Here is an 11,157-nt window from a genome sequence, read left to right as displayed (position 1 = left end):
ACCTTTGGGTGGTCTTTGGGGGGGGGGGGGGTGGGGGGTTTTGGGCCCTCCCCCCCAAAAACGCTTCGGGGGGGGGCCCCCCGGGGGGGGGGGCCGGGGGGGGGGGGCCCCCCCCCCGGGGGGGGCGGCCCCCCCGCCTTGCTCGACCACTGCTGTGGTCAGTGCCGGTTGTGTGGGGTCACCCCGCGGCCGCGTATCCCTCAAGCAGTTCGACCGACCTGGCGTACTTCGTCCGCAGGCGGTCCTGGGTCGCCGGGTCGAGCTGTCCCAGGCGGGCCTCGGAGCGGTTGTCGGCGATGTCGGCACGCTTGACGATGACCGCGATGGGGTCGGCGGCCGCGCGGTACATGCTCGCTTCGAGGGGTTCGCCGGGCAGTTTGGACAGCGCGATCACCGCTTCGACCACCCGCTCGGGGACCCCCGCGGCACGCAGGTGGTCGGCGCTGACGGGGGTGTCCTCGATGACGTCGTGGAGGACCGCCGCCATCTGTGCGTACGCTCCGGCAGCGACCACGTCGGCCTGCAGCATCACCCGCACCGGATGGGTGATGTAGGGCTTGCCGCCCTTGTCCAGCTGGCCGTCGTGGGCGCGGTGGGCGAGCTCCACGGCGGCGTCCACGGTGAAGCCCGTCGTCGGCCGCGTCTCCATGTGCTCTACCTGCTCCCGTGCCGTCGGTACTGTTCCTTCCGCCACCAACGGTAACGCCGATCACAGGAACCGGCTTTCACCGACTCCCGTACCGGTCAGTAGGCCCCCGCGCCGGTCAAGGCCCGCACTTCCATCTCGGCGTATTTTCCGTCGTTGTTGTCGCGGGGCGAGCACATGGTGCCGATCCAGCCGCTCAGGAACCCGATGGGGATCGAGACGATGCCGGGGTTCTCCAGCGGGAACCAGTGGAAGTCCACGGTGGTGATGAGCGAGGTGGGAGCGCCGGACACCACCGGTGAGAAGACCACGAGGACCAGCGAGGAGATCAGTCCACCGTAGATCGCGCACACCGTGCCGCAGGTGTTGAACCGCCGCCAGAACAGGGTGAAGAGGATCGTCGGCAGGTTGGCCGAGGCCGCCACCGCGAAGGCGAGTGCGACCAGGAAGGCCACGTTGAGTTTCTGCGCGGAGAGGCTCAGCGCGATCGCGATCGCACCGATGACGATGGCCGACAGACGCGCCGCCGTCATCTCCTCCTTCTCGCTGGCCCGGCCCTTGTGGATCACCGCGGCGTACCAGTCGTGCGCGAAGGACGCCGAGGAGGCCAGGGTCAGCCCGGCGACCACTGCCAGGATCGTCGCGAACGCCACCGCGGCGATCACCGCGAGCAGCACGACCCCGCTCAGTGAGTCCGCGCCGCCGCCGAGTTCCTGGGCCAGGAGCGGCAACGCGGTGTTGCCCGCATTGTTGGACTCCTTGATCGCCTTTGACCCGAGCACCGCGGCCGCGCCGAAGCCGAGCACGATGGTCATCAGGTAGAACGCGCCGATGAGCCCGATCGCCCACATCACCGAACGCCGGGCGGCCCGTGCGGTGGGCACCGTGTAGAACCGCACGAGGATGTGCGGGAGCCCCGCCGTGCCGAGCACCAGGGCCAGGGCCAGCGAGATGAAGTCGATGCGGCTGGTGACCGTGACGCCGTACTTCAGCCCGGGTTCGAGGAACGCGCCGCCGTGGCCGCTCTTCACGCTCGCGGTGTGCAGGATCTCGTTGAGGTTCCCGTGGAACTTGACCAGCACCAGCACGGTGAGCAGCACCGCGCCGGCCATCAGCAGGCCCGCCTTGACGATCTGGATCCAGGTGGTGCCCTTCATGCCGCCGAAGGACACGTACACGATCATCAGGGCGCCGACGGCGAGGATCGTCAAGGTGCGGGCCGGGCCCGAGCTGTCGCCGATCAGCAGGCCGACCAGGGATCCCGCGCCGACCATCTGGGCTACCAGGTAGAACACCGAGACGGTGATGGTGGAAGCCCCGGCGGCGGTGCGCACCGGTGCCTGGCGCATCCGGAAGGCCAGCACGTCGGCCATCGTGTAGCGGCCGCAGTTGCGGACGAGCTCGGCGACCAGCATCAGCACGACCAGCCAGGCGACCAGGAAGCCGATGGAGTAGAGGAACCCGTCGTAGCCGGCCAGGGAGATCAGCCCGGCGATGCCGAGGAACGAGGCGGCCGACATGTAGTCGCCGGAGATCGCCAGGCCGTTTTGCAGGGGTGAGAACTCGCGCCCGCCGGCGTAGTAGTCGGCGGCGGTGCTGCTCTGCCGGCTGGCCCAGACCGTGATGCCGAGGGTGATCGCCACGAAGGTCACGAAGAGTATGCCCGTGATCAGCCGGTGGTCGGTGCCGCTGACACTGCTGAGGTAGATCACTTGAACATCTCCTGGGTGTCCCAGCGCAGATGCAGTGCGGCCCGGTCCCGCTTGCGCTGGGCATTGCGTGCGTACAACCAGGTGATGACGAAGGTGGACAGGAACTGGCCGAGCCCGAACACCAGTGCCACGTTGAACTCGCCGATGATCCGGTGGGCCATGAAGTCCCGGGCCAGGGTGGAGGCCAGGACGTAGGCGAGGTACCACGACAGGAACAGGCCGGACATCGGGAAGACGAAGTCGCGGTAGCGGCGGCGAATCTCCTGGAACTCGGGGCTGGCCTGGACCCGCAGGTAGACCTCGCTGCGTTCCGCCGCGAGGCGGGCGGCGTCGGCCTCCTCCTGTGCCCAGACCTCGGTGCGCTTGTGCGTCCTGGCCCGTGCCGCCTCCGCGTCCCGGCCCTGCGCCTGGGCAGCCCGCCGGTGCCGGGACCGCCCTTCCGGGAATGGACTGCTTGTGACCGTCACCGTGGACCTCTTCCTCGTCTGCCGCCACCAGGGCGCTGGCCGACTATCAGCATCTGCAACAAACCGGGCATATGGCCCTGCGGAGGCGGCGATTCACCAGATCGAATGAATATCCGTAACCGTTGCGCGGGACAGGTCGTACGCGCGTACGGGAAAACCGCAGGGCCGCGGAGATGTACATCCGGGCACACGGAAGGCCCGGGACCGCCGGGTCCCGGGCCTTGTGTGAGTGTGGTCGTCAGGCGTCGATGCGCGACCGGTCGAGCAGCGAAGCGGAGTTGGTGATGAACTCCTTGCGCGGCGCCACATCACTGCCCATCAGCAAGTTGAACACCCGCTCGGCGGCATCAAGGTCACCCAGGTTGATCCGGCGCAGGGTACGGCGCCGGGCGTCCATGGTGGTCTCGGCCAGCTGGTCGGCATCCATCTCGCCCAGGCCCTTGTAGCGCTGGATGCTGTCCTTGTACCTCACGCCCTTGCGCTCGAATTCGAGCAGTGTGCGCTTCAGTTCGGAGTCGCTGTACGTGTAGACGTACTTCTCCTGGCCCTTTTTCGGGTGTGACAGCTCAACGCGGTGCAGCGGTGGCACTGCGGCGAATACCCGGCCCGCCTCGATCATCGGCCGCATGTACCGCTGGAAGAGCGTCAGCAGCAGAATGCGGATGTGCGATCCGTCAACGTCTGCGTCGGCCATAAAAATGATCTTCCCGTACCGGGCCTGGTCGATGTCGAACGTCCGGCCCGAACCGGCTCCTATGACCTGGATGATCGCAGCGCACTCGGCGTTCTTGAGCATGTCGGCGACGGACGCCTTCTGTACGTTGAGGATCTTGCCACGGATCGGCAACAGCGCCTGGAACTCGGAACTACGTGCCGCCTTGGCGCTGTTGTGGACGAAGACCCCGACTTCCAATGCGAAGTTGTGGTGCACCTCGACGGTGAGGTCGTAGACATCGGCCGTTTCTTCGAGGACCCGCACCGCAACCACTTCGTGATTCACATTGAGAGCAGCCTCGTGAAGTCTTTCCACGTCGCTGTCGAACCACGTCAGCATCGTCGGGTAGGCGGCCGACGTCGGCGATTCCTCCCGCCGGAGGGAGTCGTACGCGGCCCCGGCGTCATACGGCGCTGTCTGGAGAATTCCGGCCAGTCGCTTGAGGGCATCAGCCCGTTTACCCTGCTTGATGATCCGGGACTTCTCCTCCGTGCTGGTGCGAGTCCGCCAAGCACGACGTCCAGCCTCGGACGCCTCGGAGAAGCCGGGCCGCTGTGCGTGCGACAGCTTCGCGCGGAGGTTCCGTGGATCGTTATTTCGCTTGTTGAAGTCGACGTGGTGACGCACAGGACCGTCAGCACGCGGCGCCTGTCCCGTACGAAGGTTCCAAGCATCGCTGAGGTGGTGCGTGTGTTCCCAACGCATGCGGCCGTTGGCCCACGCCATCTCACAGCCCTGGCCCGGCTGCTCCCCCTTGTCAGTGAAACGACGACGCAGCGGCATCAACGAATCGCCGGCCTGGAGCGCGTCGGCCCGCCGATAGGCGCCGTCCCGCAGCCGGAACAAGTGGTCTGGGGTGCAACGCACCGTACTGTCGTCATCGAGTTCAACCTCAACCAGCCCGGCCGCACGCTTGGTCATACGGGGCTCGTCCAGCGGAACCACACATACGTCGCCACGCTCGTCCGTGGCGTATCCGTAGTGGGTGACACCCCGCAGCCAGTCCGCAGCCAACTCTTCGAAGGTCATACTGCGGCCTTCGACAAGCGCTACGCGGGTATCCCCGGTAAAGCACCCCATCGCAGAGTCACCCTCAACGATGAAGAGCTCGCTGCGTTCCACGTCGTCGCTGCGGCAGTCGGCGAGCTTGGCCGGCAGCGCCGAGGTCTCCAGGGCGGTCTTGCGCCGCTGGGCCTCCTTGTGCTGACGGGCCGCGATACGCGTACGGGCGGCGGCGACGATCTTCTCCATCGTCGACCGCGCCTGCTGCTTCTCGTTGCGCGAGGACGTGGTCAGGAACTCCTTGATCGCCTTGGCGACCACGTTCTGCACGATCCGCGCGGCGGCCGAGGTGCCCAGGATCTCCTTGGTCTGCCCTTCGAACTGCGGCTCGGCCAGGCGCACTGTCACCACCGCGGTCAGTCCTTCGAGGACGTCGTCCTTGATGACGTCGTCCTCGGAGACGCGCAGGAGCTTGGCCGTCCGCAGCGCCTCGTTGACCGTCTTGGTCATGGCCCGTTCGAAACCGGCCACGTGCGTGCCGCCCTTGGGCGTGGCGATGATGTTGACGAAGGAGCGGACCGTGGTGTCGTAGCCGGTGCCCCAGCGCAGTGCGACGTCCACCCCGAGTTGCCGCTGGACCTCCGTGGCGACCATGTGCCCGTGCTCGTCGAGGACCGGCACGGTCTCCTTGAAGGCACCTTCGCCGGTGATCCTCAGCACGTCGCAGAGCGCGCGGTCCTTGGCGAGGTATTCACAGAACTCACTGATGCCCCCGTCATAACGGAACACCTGCTCATCGATACGTTTTTCATCGACACCGTCAGCGTTACGCTCATCGCGAACAACAAGGGTCAGGCCGGGCACCAGGAAGGCCGTCTGGCGGGCCCGGTTGTGCAGGAGTTCGAGGTCGAGCCGGGCCTCTTTGAGGAAGGTCTGACCGTCCGCCCAATAGCGGACCCGGGTGCCCGTACGGCCCTTCGGGACCTTCTTGGTCTTGCGCAGACCACCCTGCGCGGTGAACGCCGCGGTGGGTCCTTCGCCGGCGAAGACGCCGGGTGTCCCGCGCCGGAAACTGACCGCGTGGGTGTGTCCGTTGCGGTCGACTTCGACGTCGAGCCGTGCTGACAGAGCGTTGACCACGGAGGCCCCGACGCCGTGCAGGCCGCCGGACGCGGCGTACGAACCGCCGCCGAACTTGCCGCCGGCGTGCAGCTTGGTCATCACGACTTCAACGCCGGACAGACCGGTCTTGGGCTCGACGTCGACCGGGATGCCACGGCCCTCGTCGCGCACTTCGACAGAGGCGTCGGCATGCAGGAGAATCTCAATACGGGCACCCTGACCTGCGAGAGCTTCATCGACGGAGTTGTCGATGACCTCCCACAGGCAGTGCATCAAGCCACGGCTGTCCGTGGATCCGATGTACATTCCCGGGCGTTTGCGGACTGCCTCAAGCCCCTCGAGGACGAGCAGGTGCCGCGCGGTGTAGTCGTTGCGGTCACCGTCTGCGGCCAGCAGCGTGGAGGACGCGGTCGTCTGGGCGGTCACGCTGTGCGACTCCTCGTTAGGACCAGTGATGGGCCGGCGGACCCTCGCGGATCCGGCGGCGGCGCCGACAGTACCGTCGGCGGGGCTCTGTTGAGTGGACGCTGACCGGGTCACCCCCGCCGCGCCGCTGGACAGGTTACCGGCGGGGGCCGACAGCTCGGTGACGCCTCGCGTACGGTGCCCGGACCTCTCCGGCGTTCCGGCACCCGGCGGCGCGCCCCAGGGTAACCTTGTATCGAACCTTCTTTCGATTACTCGTTCGAGTGACCCGGCGAACCGCAGTGAGTCCGGACACGTCTTGCCTCTTAGAGGGGAGTACGGGGTCAACTCTGGGCAGAGAGATAGCACCGGTCGGTACCTCGCCCGGTGTGATGGTCAAGTTCCAAAGGAGTGTGCCGAACCCGTGCCGGACGTGACACGATCACCCCGGGAACGTTCGAGGCCCACCCGCTGTTGAGATGGATGCAAGGCATAAAGCCTCGTCGAGTCGAAATGAGAAGAGGCGACGTGAATTCGGTTCTGACTCCCGCCAGTCCGTTGACGGCCGCCGACCGCTGTGATCGGTGCGGTGCCCAGGCCTACCTGCGGGTGGTCCTGTCCAGCGGCGGCGAGCTGCTGTTCTGCGCCCACCACGCACGCAAGTTCGAGCCCGAGCTTCGCAAGGTCGCGACTGAGATACAGGATGAGACCGATCGGCTGACCGCCCCGCCGGTTCCTGCCGGAACGGACGACTGATCGCACAGCCCGAGACCTGATCCACCTCGACCCGACGAAGTCCGTACGTGTGTGTACGACGTCTGTGGCGGCCACTGGACCAGTGGCCGCCACAGCGGTCTCACACAGATCTACGGATCCCGACCTGAACCCAAGCCCCGCCGCGACGGTGGGCCTCAGACCGCCGCACAACGTCAGTTGTGGGGGCGGCGGTCTGAGACGGAGACGGCCACCACCAGGCCGGACACAGCGCACGCCCTGCCCGTGGGCCCGGTGAGATCATTCACACCAGTGGTCTTCACAGTCCCGCCGCGCGGCGGATCTTGTCCGCGAACGCGGCCAGGCGCGTGTACACCCCCGGCTTGTGCGCGAGCGCGCAGCCGTCCCCCCAGGAGACCAGGCCCACGAGGCGTCCCTGGATGAGCAGCGGTCCACCACTGTCCGCTCCGCACGCATCCTTACCGCCCTCCCACGGGCCCGCGCAGACCATGTCCTCGGCGACGAACGTCCCGTAGGACCCGCCGGGGAACGCCTGGCGGCACGCCCTGTCGGCCAGCAGCGGCACCGAAACCTTGCGCAGCACGGGTGAGTACGCCCCGCCGCCGGTGGTGTCCCCCCAGCCCAGCACCACCGCCTGCGCGCCCACCGGGTACGCGGCTTCGGCCTGGGTGACCAGCGGCGGCACCTCGACCGGCAGCTTCTCGGCGAGCGTCAGCACCGCCCAGTCGCGGTCCACGATCCGGTAGTCGAAGTCAGCACTGACCGTGACCGCGGTGACCTTCACCTCGCGGCCTTCCGACGTCCGCAGGTCGGTACGTCCCTGAATGACCGCCAGGTCGGACCGTCTGGCCCGGACCCCGTTCTCCTCGTACAGACAGTGCGCGGCGGTGAGGACCTTGTCCGGAGCGATGAGCGAACCTCCGCAGAACTGCCCGGACCTGGCGCCGCCGAACGCGTTGCGGCTGGAGACCGCGACTATCCACGGGTAGTCGGCGGTGCCGGACGGGTCTCCGCCGATCACCGAGGGCGACGCCGGGGCGCTGGGCATGGGCGGGGCCGGACGGGCGGCGGCGGGTGCCCCGGTGACGGCGACGAGAACGAGCAGGCCGGTACAGACCGACACCACCGTCCGGCCGATGTGCCATGGGGTTCTGCCTGGCTTCATCATGAGCCTCCCTGACCGGACGTAGACGGGTGTGCACTCCAGGTAACGATCAAGAGCTGGTATCGGCAACCGGACATAGGTCGCTTATCTCTTAAAAGGCATAGAAAACCGAGAATGCCGTACGGGTGGACACCCTGAACGTGCGGACAGAAGCAGCCAAAAGAGGAGAGAAAGGGGCCCGCAGGCGGTTTTTGCCCGCGGGCCCCTTCCCCTGACGCACTGGTGCGCCGTACTTCAGTGATTGGTCCGAGTGGCCGCCTCAGTCGAGGTAGTCACGCAGCACCTGCGAACGCGACGGGTGACGCAGCTTCGACATCGTCTTCGACTCGATCTGGCGGATGCGCTCGCGCGTCACCCCGTAGACCTTGCCGATCTCGTCCAGCGTCTTGGGCTGGCCGTCGGTCAGCCCGAAGCGCATGGAGACCACGCCGGCCTCCCGCTCGCTCAGTGTGTCGAGCACCGAGTGCAGTTGCTCCTGCAACAGCGTGAAGGACACCGCGTCAGCCGGGACCACCGCCTCGGAGTCCTCGATGAGGTCACCGAACTCGCTGTCGCCGTCCTCACCCAGCGGCGTGTGGAGGGAGATCGGCTCCCGGCCGTACTTCTGGACTTCGACGACCTTCTCGGGCGTCATGTCCAGTTCCTTGGCCAGTTCCTCCGGAGTGGGCTCGCGGCCCAGGTCCTGGAGCATCTGGCGCTGCACACGGGCGAGCTTGTTGATGACCTCGACCATGTGGACCGGGATGCGGATGGTGCGCGCCTGGTCGGCCATGGCCCGGGTGATCGCCTGCCGGATCCACCACGTGGCGTACGTCGAGAACTTGTAACCCTTGGTGTAGTCGAACTTCTCCACCGCGCGGATCAGGCCGAGGTTGCCTTCCTGGATGAGGTCCAGGAACAGCATGCCGCGGCCGGTGTAGCGCTTGGCCAGCGACACCACCAGGCGGAGGTTCGCCTCAAGGAGGTGGTTCTTGGCCCGGTGGCCGTCCTCGGCGATGACCTCCATCTCGACTCTGAGCTTCGGCGGCTGCTTCTCGCCGGCGTTCAGCCGGTCCTCGGCGAACAGGCCGGCTTCGATCCGCTTGGCGAGTTCGACCTCCTTCTCCGCGTTGAGCAGCGGGACCCTGCCGATCTGCTTCAGGTAGTCCTTGACCGGGTCGGCGGTGGCGCCGGCGACGGAGACCTGCTGGGCGGGTGCGTCGTCATCGTCGTCGTTGGAGATGACAAAACCCTTTTTGGTCTCGTCCTCCGGTTCGACGGCGTCGGCCTTCGGGTCGGCCGCCTCGCCGTCCGCCTCCTCGGGCAGTTCCCCGGCGTCCAGGTCGTCGGCCTTGGACCTCTTCTTCGCCGTGGTCTTCTTGACGGCAGCCTTCCTGGCTGCGGCCTTCTTCGCCGGAGCGGCCTTCCCCGCGGTCACCTGCTGCACCGCGGCCCCGGCTGCGGGCTGCTCCGTGCCCGGCTCCCCGGCCCCGCCCCCGGCGACCGCGTCGGTGTCCGGCGCCCAGGAGCGGTCTGCGGTGGACCGGGTGCTGGTCGGCCGACTGCCGACCGACTGGGCCGGGACGCGCTTGACGGCGCTCTTCCGGGTGCGTTTGGGCGCCGCGGAGTCCGCGGCGCTGACCATGATGCTCACACCCTCCTGGTCAAGGACCTGGTTGAGGCTGCGCAGAACGTTCTTCCACTGGGTGGACGGGATCTGGTCGGCCTCGAACGCCTGACGGACGGCGTCACTGGCGATGGATCCCTGAGCCGCACCCTTCTCGATCAACGCCCCGACTGCGGCGAACTCGGCGATTTCGGGCGGGAGCTGACGGGACGCGCTGGCCGACACAAACAACCTCTCGACAGAACTACGGGCGGCGTACGACCTGTTGCCCTGGGGAAACGGTCACCGCCTGGGCGGACGACACCTGCAGCACAAGTGGGGGTGGCGGCACGGCCACGGAGCGGCCTACGGAACAGGCGCTGCCTTACTACCCGTTGGACGATGCCCGGGGGAAGGCCACGCTCGGTCCGCCACGACTGTTCCGGTGACGGCTACCACTTCGTACTCATCGGAGGCGGAGCCCAAGTGTTACGGATTCTCCGAAGTGGCCAACATCACACTAATCGTCAGAGCGGCCAGGATGCGATAAAGGGGCCGACAAGACCGTTCCACCGTACGAAGACGGTGCCAGTTGTCGCACAAAACGCCGGGCGGGGTGCCGTTCCGGCACCCCGCCCGTGCTTCAACTCCCGCCCTGTCGGGCGCTCTCAGCCCTCGCGGGGCGCTGGGAACAGACGGTCGACCTCGGGGTGGACGGCCAGCAGCTGGCGCATCGCGGACTCGGCGCTTTCGCCGTCCCCGGCCTCCACGGCGTCCACCAGACGGGCGTGCAGCGCCACCGAAGCCTCCGAAAGGTGCTCGCACCCGGTGACGGGCGCGCCGGAGAGCTGGAGCGCGGTGGACAGGATCTGCGCCAGGTGTTCGAGCATGCGGTTGCCCGCCACCTGGAGGAGCAGGTGGTGGAACTCGGCGTCCGCGCGGCTGAACGTCATCGGGTCGGGCTGGGCCAGGGCCCGGTGCATGACGTCGACCACCTCGGCGAGCCGGGCGATCACCTCGGGCTGGTTGCGGCAGGCGGCCATGTGGGCCGCCAACGGCTCGATACCCCAGCGCAGTTCGAACAACTCGCGGCGCTGGGCGTCACGCTGCGGCCCGCAGGCCCGCCAGTCGATGACGTCGGGGTCGAGCAGGTTCCAGTCGGCGACCGGGCGGACCCGGGTGCCGACATTGGGCCTGGCGCTGACCAGGCCCTTGGCTTCCAGGACGCGCAACGATTCACGGACGACCGTACGGGACACCTCGAACCGCTGCCCGATCTCCTCGGGCACCAGCGGACGGTCCGCGCCGATCTCTCCGGCGACGATCATCTGCCCGAGCTGCTGGACGAGTTGCCCGTGCAGGCCGCGGCCGCGGCCGGCACCGGACTTCCGGCCGACCGGGATCCCGTGGGGGTCCATCGGCTGCCAGGAGTGACTGTGCCGGGGCAGCACGTCACCGGGCGACGGTGGCAGGTCCGCTACGGTGCGGCGGAACACCTCGCCCGGCGGGGCCGGTTCGGGCATCGAATGGACGGCGTTAACCGACTTCACTGTCTGATGGGGAGCGATACTCACGCAACCAATCTCGACTCAGCCCGCCCTGA

General features: G+C 67.6%; 8 protein-coding genes. 1 reads left to right on the top strand and 7 read right to left on the bottom strand.

Annotated elements, in window-relative coordinates; genetic code table 11:
* Positions 1 to 178: 178 nt before the first annotated feature.
* From AC0Z36_RS07725 to AC0Z36_RS07710, 4 genes are all read right to left on the bottom strand, one after another.
* A complete protein-coding gene (locus AC0Z36_RS07725; RefSeq protein ID WP_485461961.1) occupies positions 179 to 649 on the bottom strand; it encodes an HD domain-containing protein in 471 nt (156 codons plus the stop codon).
* A 95-nt stretch (positions 650 to 744) separates the two neighbouring features.
* Positions 745 to 2,358 (bottom strand): solute symporter family protein, encoded by a 1,614-nt coding sequence (locus AC0Z36_RS07720; protein ID WP_485461960.1) that lies wholly within the window; start codon positions 2,356 to 2,358, stop codon positions 745 to 747.
* Complete coding sequence (locus AC0Z36_RS07715; protein WP_485461959.1) at positions 2,355 to 2,825, bottom strand: DUF485 domain-containing protein; 471 nt, start codon at positions 2,823 to 2,825, stop codon at positions 2,355 to 2,357. Before AC0Z36_RS07715 ends, AC0Z36_RS07720 begins: the two co-directional genes overlap by 4 nt.
* A 238-nt stretch (positions 2,826 to 3,063) precedes the next feature.
* Positions 3,064 to 6,090 carry an ATP-binding protein gene (locus AC0Z36_RS07710; protein ID WP_485461958.1) on the bottom strand — a complete coding sequence of 1,009 codons (3,027 nt, stop codon included), beginning with the start codon at positions 6,088 to 6,090 and terminating at the stop codon, positions 3,064 to 3,066.
* Positions 6,091 to 6,597: 507 nt separating this feature from the next.
* Here AC0Z36_RS07710 and AC0Z36_RS07705 point away from each other — a divergent pair.
* Complete coding sequence (locus AC0Z36_RS07705) at positions 6,598 to 6,825, top strand: DUF7455 domain-containing protein (RefSeq protein ID WP_485461957.1); 228 nt, start codon at positions 6,598 to 6,600, stop codon at positions 6,823 to 6,825.
* 277 nt (positions 6,826 to 7,102) lie between these two features.
* On the opposite strand, the gene AC0Z36_RS07700 is transcribed toward AC0Z36_RS07705, so the two are convergent.
* The 3 genes from AC0Z36_RS07700 to AC0Z36_RS07690 form a co-directional block, all read right to left on the bottom strand.
* Complete coding sequence (locus AC0Z36_RS07700) at positions 7,103 to 7,969, bottom strand: S1 family peptidase (RefSeq protein ID WP_485461956.1); 867 nt, start codon at positions 7,967 to 7,969, stop codon at positions 7,103 to 7,105.
* A gap of 259 nt (positions 7,970 to 8,228) precedes the next feature.
* Entirely contained in the window at positions 8,229 to 9,800 is a 1,572-nt protein-coding gene (locus AC0Z36_RS07695; RefSeq protein ID WP_485461955.1) for an RNA polymerase sigma factor, read from the bottom strand.
* Positions 9,801 to 10,222: 422 nt separating this feature from the next.
* Entirely contained in the window at positions 10,223 to 11,077 is an 855-nt protein-coding gene (locus AC0Z36_RS07690) for a FadR/GntR family transcriptional regulator (protein ID WP_485461954.1), read from the bottom strand.
* Positions 11,078 to 11,157: the final 80 nt, after the last annotated feature.

This window comes from Kitasatospora sp. UYEF31 (assembly GCF_057291755.1).
This window is presented reverse-complemented; position numbering and strand designations above follow the sequence as displayed.